Origin of the sequence: Sulfitobacter sp. HI0040, from assembly GCF_001634885.1 — a bacterium.
GTDB lineage: Bacteria > Pseudomonadota > Alphaproteobacteria > Rhodobacterales > Rhodobacteraceae > Sulfitobacter.
In genome coordinates, this window is record NZ_LWEX01000107.1 from 1 (window position 1) to 17586 (window position 17586).

The 17586-nt window shown below is 63.9% G+C and carries 14 protein-coding genes and 1 tRNA gene; 10 read left to right on the forward strand and 5 right to left on the reverse strand.

The features are described 5' to 3' along the window. Positions 1 to 34 precede the first annotated feature (34 nt). The 4 genes from A3728_RS07980 (at position 35) to A3728_RS07995 (ending at position 4803) form a co-directional block, all read left to right on the forward strand. A complete protein-coding gene (locus A3728_RS07980) occupies positions 35 to 793 on the forward strand; it encodes an RNA methyltransferase (RefSeq protein WP_067921867.1) in 759 nt (252 codons plus the stop codon). Between the two features lie 65 nt (positions 794 to 858). Next, the gene (ctaA, locus tag A3728_RS07985; RefSeq protein ID WP_067921870.1) at positions 859 to 2007 is read left to right on the forward strand and encodes a heme A synthase; all 1149 of its coding nucleotides are present in this window, start codon (positions 859 to 861) and stop codon (positions 2005 to 2007) included. A 1-nt stretch (position 2008) separates the two neighbouring features. Continuing rightward, a complete protein-coding gene (locus A3728_RS07990; protein ID WP_067921873.1) occupies positions 2009 to 3484 on the forward strand; it encodes a carboxypeptidase M32 in 1476 nt (491 codons plus the stop codon). A gap of 83 nt (positions 3485 to 3567) precedes the next feature. Further along, on the forward strand, positions 3568 to 4803 hold the full coding sequence (locus A3728_RS07995) for a GNAT family N-acetyltransferase (protein ID WP_236630442.1): 1236 nt from the start codon (positions 3568 to 3570) through the stop codon (positions 4801 to 4803). Between the two features lie 76 nt (positions 4804 to 4879). Here A3728_RS07995 and gyrA read toward each other — a convergent pair whose 3' ends face one another. Then, positions 4880 to 7627: a DNA gyrase subunit A gene (gene gyrA, locus A3728_RS08000; RefSeq protein WP_067921878.1), complete on the reverse strand. Its 2748-nt coding sequence runs from the start codon at positions 7625 to 7627 to the stop codon at positions 4880 to 4882. Positions 7628 to 7817: 190 nt separating this feature from the next. Between gyrA and A3728_RS08005 the strand changes: the two genes are divergently transcribed. Then, the gene (locus tag A3728_RS08005) at positions 7818 to 8087 is read left to right on the forward strand and encodes an usg protein (RefSeq protein ID WP_067921881.1); all 270 of its coding nucleotides are present in this window, start codon (positions 7818 to 7820) and stop codon (positions 8085 to 8087) included. 83 nt (positions 8088 to 8170) lie between these two features. Next, positions 8171 to 9235 (forward strand): DUF2855 family protein, encoded by a 1065-nt coding sequence (locus A3728_RS08010; RefSeq protein ID WP_067921883.1) that lies wholly within the window; start codon positions 8171 to 8173, stop codon positions 9233 to 9235. A gap of 21 nt (positions 9236 to 9256) precedes the next feature. Here the strand turns inward: A3728_RS08010 and A3728_RS08015 are convergent, their stop codons facing one another. Continuing rightward, positions 9257 to 10204, reverse strand: coding sequence for a radical SAM protein (locus A3728_RS08015; RefSeq protein WP_067921886.1), 948 nt, complete (start codon positions 10202 to 10204; stop codon positions 9257 to 9259). Positions 10205 to 10377: 173 nt separating this feature from the next. Between A3728_RS08015 and zwf the strand changes: the two genes are divergently transcribed. From zwf to pgi, 3 genes are read left to right on the forward strand one after another with little or no spacing between them, the layout of a single operon-like run. Then, the gene (zwf, locus tag A3728_RS08020; protein ID WP_067921889.1) at positions 10378 to 11847 is read left to right on the forward strand and encodes a glucose-6-phosphate dehydrogenase; all 1470 of its coding nucleotides are present in this window, start codon (positions 10378 to 10380) and stop codon (positions 11845 to 11847) included. Then, positions 11844 to 12515, forward strand: coding sequence for a 6-phosphogluconolactonase (pgl, locus tag A3728_RS08025; protein WP_067921895.1), 672 nt, complete (start codon positions 11844 to 11846; stop codon positions 12513 to 12515). The genes zwf and pgl overlap by 4 nt, the downstream gene beginning before the upstream one ends. Continuing rightward, complete coding sequence (pgi, locus tag A3728_RS08030) at positions 12512 to 14113, forward strand: glucose-6-phosphate isomerase (RefSeq protein WP_067921897.1); 1602 nt, start codon at positions 12512 to 12514, stop codon at positions 14111 to 14113. The genes pgl and pgi overlap by 4 nt, the downstream gene beginning before the upstream one ends. Positions 14114 to 14202: 89 nt before the next feature. Here pgi and A3728_RS08035 read toward each other — a convergent pair whose 3' ends face one another. Then, on the reverse strand, positions 14203 to 14664 hold the full coding sequence (locus A3728_RS08035) for a GNAT family N-acetyltransferase (RefSeq protein WP_067921900.1): 462 nt from the start codon (positions 14662 to 14664) through the stop codon (positions 14203 to 14205). A 222-nt stretch (positions 14665 to 14886) separates the two neighbouring features. Between A3728_RS08035 and A3728_RS08040 the strand changes: the two genes are divergently transcribed. Continuing rightward, entirely contained in the window at positions 14887 to 16506 is a 1620-nt protein-coding gene (locus A3728_RS08040; protein WP_067921903.1) for a long-chain-fatty-acid--CoA ligase, read from the forward strand. Positions 16507 to 16515: 9 nt separating this feature from the next. Here the strand turns inward: A3728_RS08040 and A3728_RS08045 are convergent. Together A3728_RS08045 and A3728_RS08050 are read right to left on the reverse strand one after the other, a co-directional pair. Next, positions 16516 to 16589: transfer RNA gene (locus A3728_RS08045), tRNA-Gly, on the reverse strand. 87 nt (positions 16590 to 16676) lie between these two features. Further along, positions 16677 to 17586 (reverse strand): class I SAM-dependent methyltransferase (locus A3728_RS08050; protein ID WP_236630441.1); only part of this gene is annotated, 910 nt, incomplete at its 5' end.

The following is a 17586-nucleotide window of genomic DNA, read 5'->3' on the forward strand; positions in this document are numbered from 1 at the left end:
TGCGGGCGGGCAGGGCGCACACTAAGACGCCCGCATGAACAGCCCCGCACAAACCCAGCCCCCGGCCATTCCCGCCTTTGTCCTCGTTCGGCCCCAGATGGGCGAGAATATCGGGGCCGCCGCCCGCGCCATGTGGAACTTCGGTCTCGACAACATGCGCGTCGTGGCCCCGCGGGACGGCTGGCCCAACCCCGCCGCCGTGGCCATGGCCTCGGGCGCCGGGCGGCTTCTGGATGAGGCGCTGCTCTGCCCCGACCTGCCGGAGGCCACGGGCGATTGCGATTTCGTACTGGCCACCACCGCGCGCGGCCGGGACCTGACGAAACCCGTCTACACCCCCGAAGCCGCGATGATCGAGGCACGCGCCCGCATCACGCAGGGCCAGCGTGTTGCCGTGCTGTTCGGACCGGAGCGGGCGGGTCTTGAAAACGACGACATCGCGCGGGCCAATGCCATCGTGTCCGTGCCGGTGAACCCGCGGTTTGCCTCGCTCAACCTTGCGCAATGCGTGTTGCTGATGGGCTATGAATGGATGCGCGCTGCCGGCGGTACCGAAGCCGTCACGACCGAGATGGCGGGCACCGACTGGGCCAGCCACGCCGAGGTCGAACACCTCGCGCGGCATTACGAAGACCGGATGGACGAGGCGGGCTTCTTCTTCCCCGAACATAAATCCGCGTCCATGCGGATCAATCTGCGCAACATGTGGTCCCGCCTGCCGCTGACCCGCGCCGACGTGCAAATGCTGCACGGGATGATGCGGCAAATGGTACGCTGGAAAGAGCGCGACTAGATCTCCGCCGCTGTCTGTCCTACCTAACGCGGGCCTGATCATCAGGCCGGACGGAGGGACGCGACATGGCTGAAAAACGCAAGCTTTTCGAGGAAGTGGGGGCGCCGCAGCAGGCCCGGCCCGTGGCGAAGACCGGCGTGATCGACGCCGGGCGCGGTGGTGCCCGGGGGGCGGTGCGGATTTGGCTTCTGATCCTTTTCGCGCTGGTGTTCGTGATGATCAGCGTGGGCGGGGCGACCCGGCTGACCGACAGTGGCCTATCCATCACCGAATGGCGGCCCGTCACCGGCGCGCTGCCGCCCCTGAGCGCGGCGGAATGGGAAAACGAGTTCGCCAAATACCGCGAGATCGACGAATTCCGCCTTCAGAACGACTGGATGCAGCTTTCTGACTTCAAGAGCATCTATTGGTGGGAATGGGGCCATCGCCAGCTGGGCCGCGTGATCGGGCTGGTCTGGGCCATCGGGTTCTTCTGGTTCCTGCTGCGGCGGCAGATCCCGCCGGGCTGGACCGGGCGGCTGTTGCTGCTTGGGGGGCTGGGCGGTCTGCAGGGCGCCATCGGTTGGTGGATGGTCGCCTCCGGCGTCACGACCGGCACGGCGACGGTGGATGTGGCGAGCTATCGGCTTGCCACGCATCTGGGCCTCGCCTTTGTCATCCTCGGCGTGATCACCTGGTATGCGATGCTGCTGAGGCGGCCCGAACGTGACCTGCTGCAGGCCCGCCGCGCGATGGAGCGCAAGCAATACGGCCTCGCCACCGGGCTGTTGCATTTCACCTTTTTGCAAATCCTTCTGGGCGCTCTGGTCGCCGGGATCGACGCGGGCCGCTATTTCGTGGACTGGCCGCTGATGCAGGGGCAGGTCTTTCCGCCGGACGCGTTCAACATCACCCCGGCCTGGCGCAATTTTTTTGAAAACCCGGGGCTCGTCCAGTTCATGCACCGGGTTTCGGGCTACCTGCTGGCGATCTTCAGCGTCGTCGTCTGGCTGCGCGGGCGGAGATCGAGCCATCCCGCCACGCGAAACGCCTTCAACGTGGTGCTGGCGGTTCTGGCCATCCAGATCGCCGTGGGCATCACCACCGTGCTTTACGCGGCACCTGTGCATATCGCGCTGGTGCATCAGGCGCTGGCCGTCGTCCTGTGGGTCACGATCCTGCGGGCGCGTTTTCTGGCGGCCTATCCCATCGCCACATCCCTGAGAGGAACCTGACATGAAGGCTTACGACGAATTGATGGCGTTCCAGCGCGAAACCGAAGCGCTGGCCGAAGTGGCCGGGCGCCTTGGCTGGGATCAGGAAACCGTCATGCCGCGCGGGGCGGCCCCCCAACGGTCCGAGGAAATGGCCGCGATGCAGGGCGTGCTGCACGCCCGCAACGTGGATCCGCGCGTGGCCGACTGGCTGGCCGCGATCGACGGCGAGGCGCTGGACGAGGTCGCGCGCGCCCAGCTTCACCACATCCGCCGCGGGCACGACCGCGCCACCCGGGTGCCGGGCGAGCTGTCGTCGCGGATCGCGCGTGTGACCTCGCGCGCGCAGGGCCTTTGGGCAGAGGCGCGCGCCACGGATGATTTCGCGGCTTTCGCGCCCGTGCTGGAAGAGGTCATCGCCCTGAAGCGGGAGGAGGGACAGGCCCTTGCCGCGGGAGGAGACGTCTATGATGCGATGCTGGACGATTACGAACCGGGCGCCACCGCCGAGACGCTGACCGCGATGTTCGGCGCGCTGCGGCCCGCCCTTGCCGATCTGCGCGCGGCGGTGCGCGAAGCGCCGCAGCCGCCGGTGCTGGAAGGCGTCTTCGACGAGGCCGCCCAGATGGAGCTGACCCGGCTGCTGGCCACCACCTTCGGCTACGATTCCAGCATCGGGCGGGTGGACAAGGCGGTGCATCCGTTCTCCTCTGGCTCGGGTCTGGATGTGCGGATCACCACCCGGACCAATCCGCTGGATCCGTTCAACTGCTTCTATTCCACGATCCACGAAGTCGGCCATGCGGCCTATGAACAGAACATCGATCAGGCATATCTGCTGACCCCGCTGGGGCGGGGCGTGTCGATGGGCGTGCATGAAAGCCAGAGCCGTATCTACGAAAACCAGCTGGGCCGCAGCCGCGCCTTCACAGGATGGCTCTTTGGCAAGATGCGCGATGCCTTCGGTGACTTCGGCGTGGCGGATGCAGAGACGTTCTACCGCATCGTCAACCGCGTCTCGGATGGGTACATCCGGACCGAAGCGGATGAATTGCAGTACAACCTGCATGTTCTGCTGCGCTTCGATCTGGAACGTGCGCTGATGTCGGGCGATCTGCAGGTCGGCGATCTCGAAGCCGCGTGGAACGACCGTTTCGAGGCGGATTTCGGTTATCCGGTGGACAAGCCGTCCAACGGGGTTCTGCAGGATGTGCATTGGTCCGTCGGGCTCTTCGGGTATTTCCCGACCTATACGCTGGGCAACGTCTATGCCGGGTGCCTGCACGAGGCCCTGCGCGCCGCGCATCCCGATCTGGACGATCACCTCGCCCGGGGGGAGACGGGCGTCGCGACGGAATGGCTGCGCACGAACGTGCAGACCCATGGCGGGCTTTATACCCCGCGGGATGTCATCCGCCGGGCGAGCGGCATTGAGCCCAGCGAAGCGCCCCTGCTTTCCTACCTGCAGAACAAGTTCGGCGACCTCTACGGCCTTTGAACTTGCCAAGCCTTCCACCAAAAATTGCCGCATTTGCGATCTAGACACGGAGAACCGAAAAAGAGGCCGACTTCGTGAACGATATGACCGCGATGACCGCACAAGACGATGCACCGCTGCAGATCGAACTGGTGGACGATATGCCCGCCATGAAACGGCTGCGCCCCGCATGGGACGCGCTGCTGCGCAAGGACCCCGATTCGGGGTTCTATCTGTCGTGGGACTGGATGGCCTCCCTCTTCGAGGTTCACCCCGGCAGCTGGTGCGTCCTCTGCCTGCGTGACCCCGAAGACCCCCGCGCGCTCTGCGCGGTGTTGCCCATGCGCCGCCGGTTGTACTGGAGCAGGTCGCGCCGTGTCTTTCAGGCGCAATTGGCCGCCGCCTCGCGGCTGGGGATGGGCGAATATACCGGCATCCTGTGCGACCCCGCGCGCGAACGCTGGGCCATGGCGGCGCTGGGTCTGGCGCTGGGGCAAATGGACTGGTCCCATTTCGAGATCAAATACGAACCCACCGGACGCCGCCTGCGGATGCTGGCGGCAGCACTTCCCAAAGCGGGCTTCAACGTCACATGGCCCCCGCACCGGATCAACGGCGGCAAGACCGACCAGCTTGTGGTGCCGCAGATCGAATTGCCCGACACGATGGAGGCCTATTACGCGTCACTGAGCGCGAACCGCCGCCAAAAGCTGACCCGCGCACGCCGCCAGATGGAGGCGGACCCTTCGATCCAATCGCGACTGCCCACGCCCGAAACCTTCCACGCGATGCGCGACGACGTGCTGGCGCTGTGGCGTAAGCGCTGGGAGGGCGATCTTTCATCTGCCCGTATCGAATATCTTACCGCGCAATACGCCCTCTTCCTCGACCGGGTGTGGAATATCGGCGCGCTTTACATGCCGACGCTCTGGCAGGGGGAAGAGATGATCGGCGCCCTGAGCCATGTGGCCGACCGCGATGGCAGGCGCATGACCTCCGTCTTCGGGGCCCGGCGGATGGGCAACGAGAAACTGGATATCGGGCGGCTGCAACGCGGGCTCGCCATCGAACATGCCATCGACGAAGGTTTCCGCTTCTACGACCTTGGCCATGGTGACGAGACCTACAAATACAATTTCGCCACCGGCGACAGAAAGCTCGCCTATATGGAAGTCACGCGCCGCAACATGAAGGCGGCCCATATGATTCCGCCCGAATACCTCGGCAGCGCCATGCGGCGGCTTCGCAGGTTGATCGACAGGGAAGACATCAAGGGTGCGACGGCAGCGGCGGCGCAGATAGAGAAAGCGTTGGCGGCCTGGCAGCAGAACAGGGGCTGAGAGAACCAGCCTTGGCCGAAGGGGCGGGGGCAGGGCTGGCCGCGCCCCCGCGTCAATTCGTCAAATAGTCGGCTACTCAGTCCGCCACGTCCTCGGGCTGATCCGGTTCCGCCTGATCGGCGATCCATGCAACGCTCACGACCTCTTCGCCGCGCCCGGTGTTGAAGACACGTACGCCGCCCGCGCTGCGCGAGCGGAAGGATATGCCGTCCACCGGCACACGGATCGACTGCCCCTTGGAGGTGGCCAGCATGATCTGGTCGTCCATCTCCACCGGGAAGGAGGCGACGATATCCCCGCCGCGCATCGCCTTGTCCATCGCCGCGACACCGAGGCCGCCGCGCCCGCGCACGGGATAATCGTGGCTGGAGCTGAGTTTGCCGGCACCCCGGCTGGTGATTGTCAGGATCAGGTTTTCGGCCGCCGACATTTCCACATAGCGTTCATTCGAGAAGTTCGGATCGGCTGCTGTCTCTTCTTCCTCCGCCTCGGGATCGTCGGCAAGCCCGGCCATGGCCCGGCGCATCTTGAGATAGGCGGCGCGTTCCTCGGAGGTCGCGTCGAAGTGGCGGATGATCGACATAGACACGACACGGTCATCGCCGTTCAGGCGAATACCGCGCACGCCCACGGAGGAGCGGCTGTTGAAGACCCGCACGTCTGTCGCCGGAAAGCGGATCGCCCTGCCTGAATTCGTCACCAGCATCACGTCATCGTCGTTGCTCGCGATGCGCGCGTTGATCAGCGTGGTACCCGCATGCTCGTCCTCGAACTTCATGGCGATCTTGCCGTTGCGCATGACGTTGGTGAAATCCGACAGCTTGTTGCGCCGCACGGTGCCCGCGCTGGTGGCGAAGACGACCTGCAGATCGTCCCATTCGGCCTCGTCCCGGTCCACCGGCATAATGGCGGCGATGGAAACGCCCGCCGGGATCGGCAGGATGTTGACGATGGCCTTGCCCTTCGACGTGCGCCCACCCTGCGGCAGCCGCCAGGTCTTCAGCTTGTAGACCATGCCATCGGTGGTGAAGAACAGAAGCTGCGTGTGGGTGTTGGCCACGAAAAGCGTCGTGACGACATCCTCTTCCTTGGTCTGCATCCCCGATACGCCCTTGCCGCCCCGGCGCTGGCTGCGGAATTCGGCCAGTGGCGTGCGCTTGATGTAGCCGCCGGAGGTCACGGTCACGACCATTTCCTCGCGCGCGATCAGGTCCTCGTCCTCCATGTCGCCGGACCAGTCCACGATCTCTGTCCGGCGCGGTACGGCGAAGAGTTCGCGGACTTCGCGCAGCTCGTCGGCGATGATGCCCATGATCCGCTCACGGCTACCCAGAATCTCAAGGTATTCCTTGATCTTGCCGGCCAGTTCTTCGAGTTCGTCGGTCACTTCCTTGACGCCGATCTGAGTGAGGCGCTGCAGCCGCAGCTCCAGAATGGCGCGGGCCTGCGCCTCGGAGAGGTTGTAGGTGCCGTCCTCGTTCGCGGTATGGGTCGGATCGTCGATAAGCCGGATGTAGGGCAGGATCTCCTCCGCCGGCCAGCGGCGGGTCATCAGCCTTTCTCGCGCCTCGCCCGCATCGGCAGAAGACCGGATGGTTTGAACCACCTCGTCGATATTCGTGACGGCGACGGCCAGACCGCACAGGATGTGGCTCCGCTCCCGCGCCTTGCGCAACAAGTAGGCGGTGCGCCGGGCCACGACATCCTCGCGGAAATCGACGAAGGCCGTGAGGAAGCGCCGCAGGGTCAGCGTTTCAGGGCGCCCGCCGTTCAGGGCGAGCATGTTGCAGCCGAAATAGGTCTGCATCGGGGTGAAACGGAAAAGCTGGTTCATGACCACTTCGGCGGTGGCGTCCCGCTTCAACTCCACCACGACCCGGACACCGTTCCGGTCGGATTCGTCCTGCACATGGGCGATACCGTCGATCTTCTTTTCGCGCACCTGTTCCGCGATTTTCTCGATCATCGCGGATTTGTTCACCTGATAGGGGATTTCGTCGATGACGATGGCGTAGCGGTCCTTGCGGATCTCCTCCACCCGGGTCTTGGCGCGCACGATGACGCTGCCGCGTCCTTCAAGGTAGGCTTTGCGCGCGCCGGAACGGCCCAGCATGATCCCGCCAGTGGGGAAATCGGGGCTGGGGATGTATTCGATCAGCTGTTCGCTGGTCAGGTCCGGGTCTTCGATCAGCGCCAGCGTGGCATCGACAACCTCGCCGAGGTTATGGGGCGGGATATTGGTGGCCATGCCGACGGCGATACCGCCCGCACCGTTGACCAGCATGTTGGGATAGCGCGCGGGCAGGACTGTCGGTTCACGGTCCTTGCCGTCATAGTTGTCCTGAAAATCGACTGTATCGCGGTCGATGTCTTCCAGCAGATACTGCGCGGCCTTTTCCATCCGCACTTCGGTGTAGCGATAGGCGGCGGCCTTGTCGCCGTCCATGGAGCCGAAGTTGCCCTGACCATCGAGCAGCACGAGGCTCATGGAAAAGTCCTGCGCCATGCGCACCAGCGCGTCATAGATCGCCGTGTCGCCGTGGGGGTGGTATTTACCCATGGCCTCCGCCACCGGGCGGGAGGATTTGCGGTAAGGCTTGTCATGCGTGTTGCCGGTTTCATGCATCGCATAAAGGATGCGGCGGTGCACCGGCTTCAGCCCGTCGCGCAGGTCGGGAATGGCCCGGCTGACGATGACCGACATCGCATAGTCGAGATAGGAATTGCGCATCTCTTCTTCGATGCTGACGGACGGCCCGTCGTACATCGGCCGCTCTGGCCCGTTTTCGTCATCGGTTTCAGGGGTTTCGGGCGTATCGCTCACGTCATCGACCTGTCTTTGTCAGCCTCTATATCTTGCGTCATTCCTTATCAGAATCCACAGGATAGGCGCAATGCCTGTGGCAAAAACACACTGGCAGCAACAGATGCCGAGTGCCAATGCGCTGTTTTCGTTGAAAAGTAATTCAGTGAGCGCAGACTGGTCCTGCGAGGCAGGGAAAAGGAGACTGAAAATGTCCCATCTCGAAACGGAAATGATGTTGAAGGGCTACGGGCTCACCACCGCTGAATTCTTCTATCACATGCCCGATTACACCCATGTGCTCAACAGCTTCATCTGGCAGGAATACGATCTGGCGCCCGATCATCCGCGCCTGTTCCAGTTCATCGAGTTCTGGCAGGAAAAGCTCGACGGGCCGCTCCATTCGGTACAGTTCACCCATCGCCGGATGCTGGCGTCGGGCGAATGGCGCAACGTGAAGGGCGAATTCACGCTGCACTGAAGCGCGTTGACGTGACGTTGTGCAGATAGGGGCGCGCAAGGCTGCGGGTTCCCGTCTAGGCTGACCTGAAAGAGGGGGAAGCCATGAAGCGATTGCTGACGGATCAAAAGGACATCACGCGGACCACGCTGGAAAATGTACAGCCCGCCCGGCTGGAAGAGGGTCAGGCCCGGCTGAGGCTCGAAAGCTTCGCCCTGACGGCGAATAACGTGACCTATGCCGCCGTCGGGTTCCAGACGGGGTATTGGAAGTTCTTTCCCACAGGCGTGGATGGGCAGGGCCTTGTCCCCGTCTGGGGTGTGGCAGAGGTGGTGGAAAGCCGCGCCGACGCGCTGAACCCGGGCACACGCCTTTACGGTTTCTATCCCTTGGCGGAAGAGCTGGTGATCACGCCGCACGCGGATGCGCAGGGCATGATCGTCGATGCCGCCCCGCACCGGGCCGAACTGCCGGCGGTCTACAACCGCTACTCGCCGGTGCAGCCCGCTCCGCAGCGGCAGGAAGACCTGCGCGCCTTGTTGCAGCCCTTGTTGGCAACTTCCTACCTGCTCTGCGACTGGCTGATCGACAATGACTTCTTTGGCGCCGAACAGGTCATCGTGGGGAGCGCATCATCGAAAACTGGGCTGGGCCTGTGCAAATTCCTTGCCGAGCCCGACACCCCGCGCAGGCACGTCGTGGGGCTGACCTCGGCGGGGAACGTGCCCTTTGTCGAACGGACAAGTGGCTGCGATCAGGTGTTGCCCTATGACCGCGCGGAGGAGATCGAGCGGCGGCCTTCGGTCTTCATCGACATGGCGGGCAATGGCCGGGTCAAGCAAGCAGTGCACGCAAGGCTGGGCGATGCGTTGAAACATTCCGCCGCCGTGGGCCTCAGCCATTGGGACAAGTTCGAGGCGGGCCAGACGCTCGAAGGGGTGAAGCCGCAGTTCTTCTTCGCTCCGGCGCAGATCGCCAAGCGCCGCGAGGAATGGGGGCCGGGGATAATGGAAAAGCGCGTCAGCCAGGCATGGAAACGACTGGCGGAGAATGCCGCCGACTGGATCGACCTGCGCAGCCATCACGGGCTTTCAGAAGCGGCAGAGGTCTACGATTCGCTTGCGCAGGGGCGCGCAAACCCCCGCGACGGCCATATCATCCGCCTTTGACGGGCAAATGGGCCGCAGCCGTCAGGCCGAACAGCTCGCCCCGCCCAGAACACAGAACTTGGCGCAATGCGGATGGTTGAGCGCCACCGGCCGCTCGGCCTCTGCCAATGTCGTCCCCAGTTCGAACTCCGGCGAATAGGGCAGCAGCGTGCAGGCCAGAACCGCCGGGGTCGCGGCACCCTTGCGTTTCACCACCATCCGGGAAGAGGCGCACATCACGGCATCGGGCGATTTGCCGAGGATGCCCCAGCAGGCGGTCGTAATCTCCGGCACTTCGACGTTTTCGTCCATCTCCGGGAAAAGCACGGTCATTCCCGGATCCTTCGCGTCGATGTCGAACCCGTGCCGGGCAAAGAATTCCGCATAGCCCGCGCGGCTTTCGGCCTCGCTGTCGCCAAAGGCCGACCGGCCCGCCACGGCCATGGTAAAGCCAGCGTCGCGCAGCCATTCCATGCCTGCAAGCGTCTTGTCGAAGGCACCTGCACCGCGTTCCAGATCGTGTAGCTTCGCGCCATAATGGTCGAGCGAGATGCGCAGCGTCATCTTGCCGGGATAGTCGGCCTGCAGCGCGCGCAGACCGTCCTGCATGGTCTTCCGCATCATGGGCCGCATGGCGTTGGTGAGAATCAGGACTTCGTAGCCGCGCTCAAGGGCGGCCCGAGTAATCTCGATCATCTCGGGGTTCATGAAAGGCTCGCCCCCGGTAAAGCCGATTTCACGCACCGGCCATCCCCGTTCCTCGATCTGGTCGAGATAATCGCGCACCTCCGCCGCCGAGATATAGACAAGCGCATCGTTCGTGGGGCTTGAGGCGATGTAGCAGTTGGCGCATTCGATGTTGCAGAGCGTGCCCGTATTGAACCAGAGCGTCTGGGCATTGCTCAACTCAACTTGGGCGCGCGGCTCACCTTTGGCGGTCAGCTTCGGGTTCTGAAACTTGCCCTCGTTCGCAGGTGCCATGTCTTTCATCTATGGTATTGCCTCGCCGGTCGGATTGGTTTGTGATCGTCCTACGTCAGCCGAGCCTCCAACAAAAGGAAGGTTTAGTCGACCCACAGACTTGTGAAGGTACGGTTTTCGCGTATGTTTGCGCTAACATTTTGAGCGAACATCCGGTTCACACGACCGGCAAGGGGGTGAAAATGGTTTCGCGCGTGATACCGGTCGATCCATTCGATCTGGTGATTTTTGGCGGTACGGGCGATCTGGCACGGCGCAAGATCCTGCCGGGCCTGTTCCGGCGTTTCTGCGCGGGCCAGATGCCGCCCACGGCACGGATCATCGGCGCGGCACGCACGGAAATGGACAGCGCGGGCTATCGCGACATGGTCGCGGAGGCGATCGCGGAATTCGATGGTGACAACGGCGCAGGCAAGGATCAGCTCAAGGCGTTTCTGGGGCAGGTCGACTACGTGTCCATCGACGCGCTGGGGGAATCGGGCTGGGAGGCCTTGCAAACCCTCATGGCGGGCAGCGACCGAATCGAGGCCTATTATTTCTCCGTCTCGCCCTCGCTTTTCGGCGAACTGGCAGAGCGGCTTCAGAAATGGGGCATGGCGGACAAAAGCGCGCGCATCGTCGTGGAAAAGCCCTTTGGCCGGGATCTGGAAACCGCGCAGGCCCTCAACCGGACGCTGGCCACCTATTTCGACGAAACCCAGATTTACCGGATCGATCATTACCTCGGCAAGGAAACGGTGCAGAACCTCATGGCCGTGCGCTTCGGCAACATGCTGTTCGAACCCCTGTGGAACGCGCAATACGTCGATCACATCCAGATCACCGTGGCAGAAACCGTGGGCGTTGGGGGCAGGGGCGAATATTACGACCGCGCAGGCGCAATGCGGGACATGGTGCAGAACCACCTGATGCAGCTTTTGTGCCTCATCGCGATGGAACCGCCCGCGCGGTTCGACCCGGACCCCGTGCGCGACGAAAAGCTGAAGGTCATTCGCGCGCTTGATCCGGTGCTGCCGCATCATATCGCGCGCGGGCAATATCAAGCGGAACCCTGCAACGAAGCGAATGCGCCCGGCTACAGGACCGCGGTCGGCGATGCCCGGTCGCGCACCGAAAGCTTCGTGGCGCTCAAGACCCATATCAGCAACTGGCGCTGGTCCGGCACGCCTTTCTACCTGCGCACCGGCAAGCGCATGTCAGCCCGGTCCTCCGAGATCACGGTGGTGTTCAAGGAAACCCCCCATTCCATCTTCGGCGAAGAGGCGGGACGCCACCGCAATGTCCTGTCGATCCGTCTCCAACCGAACGAGGGGATCACGCTGGGCGTGACCATCAAGGAGCCGGGTCCGGGTGGCATGCGGCTTGTGGATGTGCCGCTCGACATGACCTTCGCCGAAGCTTTGGGGGAGGATGGCGCGGAGCAGGTGGATGCCTACGAACGTCTCGTGATGGACGTGATCCGCGGCAACCAGACCCTTTTCATGCGGGGTGACGAGGTGGAGGCCGCATGGGCCTGGACCGATCCGATCATCCAGGGGTGGGAGTCGCGCAACGATGTGCCCAAACCCTATGACAGCGGAACCGATGGTCCGACGGATTCGTTCGAACTCATGCGCCGGGACGGGCGCAAATGGCGAAAGGTATCCCCATGAACCTCAAAGAATATTCCGATCGTGAATTGCTGGCCATGAGCGTCGCGAACGTGCTGGCGGGCGAGTTGAAGAACGTACTGACAGCCAATGACAAGGCGACCTTCGCAGTGCCGGGCGGTACCACGCCCGGCCCGATCTTCGACATGTTGAGCAGCACCCGGCTTGACTGGTCCTCGGTCCGGGTGCTCCTGACAGATGAACGCTGGGTGCCGGAAAGCGATGGTCAGTCCAATGCGGCACTGGTGCGCAAACGGCTGCTCACCGAACATGCGGCGGCGGCCCGTTTCATGCCCTTCTACCGTGACGGCATGACCGCGCAGGAGGCCGCCGAAGACATCGCCCCGATGCTGGAGCCGGAATTGCCGCTATCGGTCCTGCTGTTAGGCATGGGGGCGGATATGCACACCGCGTCGCTCTTTCCCGGCATGGCCGAACTGGAGGAAGCGCTTGACCAGCACGCCCCGGCGCTGATCGCCGTCCGACCGGAGGGGCAACCGACCGAACGTGTCACCCTTTCGGGCCGTGTGCTGCAGGGGGCGCTTGCCACGCATCTGGTGGTCTTCGGCAAAGAAAAGCGCGCCGCGCTGGAACGCGCCGCCCGCCTGAGCCCGAAGGATGCCCCCATCGCATTGGTGCTGGAAGACGCAAAGGTTCACTACGCCCCATGACCAACACAGCACAGATCTGGCAGGCGCTTGACGAAAAGGCCGCGGCGATTGCGGATCGGAGCCTTCTGTCCTTCTTCGACACGCCCGGACGGGCAGCGGCGTTTTCGGTCCGGACGGAAGACATGCTGCTGGATTACTCCAAGACCGACATCGATCAGCAAGCCCGGCAGCTTTTGCTGGATCTGGCCGATATGACCGGTGTTGAAGCCCGGCGCGAGGCCATGTTTTCCGGCCAGTCGATAAACGAGACCGAAGGCCGCGCCGTCCTGCATACCGCGCTGCGCAATCTCGACGGCGATGCCGTCGAGGTGGAGGGTGAGGATGTCATGCCCGGGGTCCATCGCACATTGGCGGCGATGCGCGATTTTGCGGAAACCATCCGCTCCGGCGATATTACCGATGTGGTCAACATCGGGATCGGCGGCTCCGACCTCGGCCCTGCCATGGCGGTGGCGGCGCTGGCACCCTATCACGACGGGCCGCGCTGCCATTTCGTATCGAACGTCGATGGCGCCCATATCGCGGACGTGCTGCGCACCCTCGATCCACGACGGACGCTGGTGATCGTCGCCTCCAAGACCTTCACCACGATCGAGACGATGACGAACGCGCGCACCGCGCGGGCGTGGATGACCGACGGCGGCGGGGACCCGGCGGCGCAGTTCGCGGCGCTCAGTTCCGCCACCGACAAGACGGAAAGCTTCGGCATCCCGCCCGAGCATGTGTTCGGTTTCGAAAACTGGGTTGGCGGGCGGTACTCCGTCTGGGGGCCGATCGGGCTGTCGCTGATGATCGCCATCGGCCCGCGCGCCTTCGATGCCTTCCTGCGCGGCGGGCAGGCGATGGACAGGCACTTTCGCGCCGCAGCACTGCAAGAGAATATGCCGGTGCTGCTGGCGCTGGTGGGGATCTGGCACAATCAGATCCGGGGCCGCGCCACCCGAGCGGTTCTGCCCTATGACCAGCGGCTTTCCCTGCTTCCGGCCTACCTGCAACAGCTTGAAATGGAATCGAACGGCAAATCCACCCGGATGGACGGCAGCGTCGGCCCCCGGCACACGGGCCCCATCGTCTGGGGGGCGGCGGGCACCAACGGCCAGCACGCCTTCTACCAGCTGCTGCATCAGGGGACCCGCATCGTACCCTGCGAATTCCTGGTGGCGGCGCAGGGCCACGAGCCGGAGCTCGAACATCACCATACCCTGCTGCTCGCCAATTGCCTCGCCCAGTCCGAGGCGCTGATGCGGGGCCGCTCGCTACCTGAAGCGCGTGCGCTCATGGCCGAGGCGGGGCATGAGGGCGAGGAGCTGGAGCGTCAGGCCGCACACCGGGTCTTTCCCGGCAACCGGCCCTCCACGACGCTGATATACCCGTTGCTCGATCCCTTCACGCTGGGCCGGATCATCGCGCTCTATGAACACCGGGTCTTTGTCGAAGGGGTGATCCTCGGCATCAATTCCTTCGATCAATGGGGTGTGGAACTGGGCAAGGAACTGGCGACCGCGCTCGAACCCATGGTCGAAGGCAAGGCACCGCCCGAGGGCAAGGGCGACTCCACCGCGCAGCTCATCGACTTCATCCACCGACACCGGGGCTGAAGATCTTTTTTCCTTTCTCACGATCCCAAATACTTCGGGGAGCGCGAGGGGCAGCGCCCCTCGTGGACCGTTGCAGTCACGCAGCCCGGTCAGGGGGCCATGTCGTAGGTGATCCACCCCGTGCGCGTCGCCAGCCTGTCATAGACCCCGCGCGCGCGGTAATTGTCATCCGCCGTGATCCAGCGCAGGACCTTCCAGCCGCGTTCGCTCGCCCGGCGCCGGACCTCTTCGATCAGGGCTGCCGCCGCGCCGCTGCCCCGGGCCTCCGGCGTGACGAAGAGATCGTCGAGAAAGCAGTTCGTGACCGCGCGCAGGGGGCTGGCGAAGGGCCGGAAATGGGTCAGGCCGAGCAGTTCTCCATCCTCCGCCTCCGCCACGAGGCCTTCGCATTCATGCGACGGATCCATCAGCCATCCGAATACGGTGTCACGCATCTGCGACGTTTGGGGCACCCCGTAGAATTCGGCATAGCCCTGATAGAGCCTGTCCCAACCCGGGCAGTCGCCCTGTTCGAGGCTGCGGATACGGCAGGCGGAGGCAGGGGGTGTCATCGGCGATCTCCTTCGCGAACGGGTCACAGGCAGGGCACGGAACCGCCCGCCGCTCCATCCGGCTTAGCCCGGATCGGGCGCGAAAACCACTGCCCGCCGAAAGCGCGCCGCAGGGCATTTCCCCCTCCGAGGTGCGCAGAGCGGAAGAGTCTTCCGCAAGGGCGCTTGCACTGGCAGGGCCAATTGGCCAATCTGGCGCGAAATGCCTTGAAAGGATGCCAGATGCTCGGCCAGATGATGACCAAACCCCTCCTGATCTCGAACCTGATCGCCCATGCCGAAAAGAACCATGGCGGCGCGGAGATCGTTTCGGTCAATACCGGCGGGGGCGTGGAGGAGACGAACTGGCGCGAGGTGGGCCGCAATTCCCGCAGGCTCGCTTCGGCGCTGACGGGCCTCGGTCTCGGCCCGCAGGCGCGCTGCGGCACGATCGCATGGAACAACCGGCGGCATCTGGAAATCTATTTCGGCACCTCGGGGGGCGGTTTCGTCTGCCACACGATCAACCCACGCCTCTTTCCCGAACAGCTCGTCTATATCCTGAATCACGCCGAGGATAAGGTCCTGTTCATCGACAAGACCTTCGTGCCCCTGATCGCCGGGATCCGCGACCAGTTGGAGCACCTCGAACATCTGGTTCTCATGGAAGGCGCGGACGACGAAGCCGCCAAGGCCTTGCCCGGCCTGAAATTCTATGACGACCTGATCGCGGAAGGCGATCCGGAATACGATTGGCCAGAGATGGACGAACTGACCGCCTCCAGCCTCTGCTACACCTCAGGCACTACGGGCAATCCGAAGGGCGTGCTTTATTCCCACCGTTCCACGGTGCTTCATTCCTTCGGCATCAACATTGCCGACAGTGTGGGAATCAAGGCGCGCGACGTGGTCTTGCCCGTGGTGCCGATGTTCCACGTCAACGCCTGGGGCTCGCCCTATGCCTGCGCCATGGTGGGCGCGCGCATGGTCATGCCGGGGCCGGGGCTGGATGGCGCATCACTCGTCAGTCTCATCGATACCTACAAGGTCACCATGGCGCTCGGGGTGCCGACGATCTGGCTGGGCCTGCTGGGGGAGGCGAAGAAGGTCGGCTCGGAACTTTCCAGCCTGCAGAGCACCGTCGTCGGTGGCTCGGCCTGTCCGCCTTCGATGATCGAAACCTTCCGCGAACGCTACGGTGTCGATACGGTACACGCATGGGGCATGACCGAGATGTCGCCCGTCGGCACGATCAACAAGCCGCTCGCCAAGCATGGCGCGTTGCCTGAGGCGGAACAGCATCGCCTGCGCGAAAATCAGGGCCGCCCGGTCTTCGGCGTCGAGCTTGAAATTCTCGACGACGACGGCAAGCCGATGCCCCACGACGGCAAGGCGCAGGGCGATCTCGTGACACGTGGTCACTGGATCCTCGACAGCTATTTCCGCTCCACCCGCGAAGAGACCCTGACCGACGGCTGGTTCGACACCGGCGATGTCGCCACGATGGACGAAGACGGCTATATCACCATCAAGGACCGCTCCAAGGACATCATCAAATCGGGTGGCGAATGGATCAGTTCGGTGGAGCTGGAAAACATCGCCATCGCCCATCCCAAGCTGGCAGATGCCGCCGTGATCGGGGCGCGACACGAAAAGTGGGATGAACGGCCCGTGCTGGTCGCCGTGAAAGCCGAAGGCGAAGACCCGGCGGAGGATGAGGTGCTGGCCATTTTCGAAGGCAAGATCGCCAAGTGGCAAATCCCCGACCGTGTCGTCTTTACCGACGTGCTGCCCCGCAACGCGACCGGCAAGGTGCTCAAGCGCAACCTGCGCGAAGAGTTCGGCGATGTGCTGATGAAGTGACGAAGAAGCTGGAGCGGGTAACGGGAATCGAACCCGTAACTAAAGCTTGGGAAGCTGCCGTGATACCTTTTCACCATACCCGCGCGCCGGGTATCGGATAGGACGCGGCGGCTTCGCCGTCAAGCGGGCAAAATCATCGTCGGCGCGCCTTTGCGCCCATGATGGGCCGATCAGGCGTTGCGTGCGGTGTAGATATTGATTTCCGCCGGGATACGGATGCGGCCCTCCCTCTCGAAAGGGTGCAGCGCCTCTTCCAATGCGGCTTGAAGGGCGGCTTTCTGCTCCTCCGACGCCTCGTAATGGCGCAGCGTGGCATGCGCGGGGCCGATATCGCACATCTGTACCGCCATTTGCGCCGCGTTCTCCTGCGCGATGAGGTCGATCTGCCGGACGTCGCAGGCGACATCGGCGAAACCCGCCTGCGTCAGTATCGCTTCCACCCGTTCGGGATCGCGGAAGGCAAAGGGGCCGGGCGCGTCGGGATCGCTCTTGGGCGTTGGGCCGATGACGGCCTTTGCCAGCCGCGCGGGCAAGGTGAAGAATGGATTCTGCGGTATCTGCCCCCAGGCGCCCAGAGACAGGCGCGCGCCCGGCTGCAATGCCTGCCGCAGATTCGCAAAGGCCGCCACCGGATCGGCAAAGAACATCACCCCGAAACGCGAAATCAGCCGGTCAAAGCGTTCACTGCCAAAATCATGCGCCGCCGCATCGGCGTGCAGAAAGCGCATGTTCTCCAGATCCGAGGCGGCGGCGCGTTCGCGCGCCCTGTCCAGCAGCGGACCCGCGATGTCGATGCCGACCGCGCTGCCGGAGCCGATGGCCCGGGCCGCGGCGATGGTGCTGGCCCCAGTGCCACAGCCCACGTCCAGCACATCATCGCCCGGGCGCAGCTCAGCGGCCTCCAGCACCGCGTCCAGGACGGGTTGAAAAAGCACGTCCAGCGTCTCTTGCCGGTCGACCCATTTCGGCCCCGCGAGCCGGGACCAGAATTCCTGCTGTTCACTGTTGTCCTGCCGCTCTGTCATCGGCTCACGCCCTCCTGCGGCGGCGGCCGCCCCCGCCGCGGCCTTCCCGGCCCCC